Below are 263 nucleotides of genomic sequence, written 5' to 3'. Positions count from 1 at the left end.
CGCACCAGCGCTGCTACCGTATTCATGCTGTTGAACAGAAAGTGCGGCCGGATGCGCGCCTGCAACGCTTCGACCTTGGCGTGTGCCACCGCAGCCAGTCGCGCTTGCCACTCCGCCAATACATAAAAGTAGCGCAACATCGCGGCACCCAATAAGGCAGCAATCAATGCGTGATTGACCACAAACACATCGGTGTAGGCGCGAATCAGCTGCATCTCCAGCACGCGATCCATCCATTGCGCCAGCACGCTTCCCAGCACCAC

At 58.6% G+C, this 263-nt stretch carries 1 protein-coding gene; it reads right to left on the bottom strand.

Translation table 11 applies throughout. The features are described from left to right. Positions 1-263 (bottom strand): sensor histidine kinase (locus AC4HNJ_RS22005; RefSeq protein ID WP_490481743.1); only part of this gene is annotated, 263 nt, incomplete at both ends.

Source organism: Dyella sp. SYSU CM1112 (assembly GCF_058216415.1).
The sequence above is the reverse complement of the archived record's forward strand: the minus strand, read 5'-3'. Positions and strand labels throughout refer to the sequence as shown.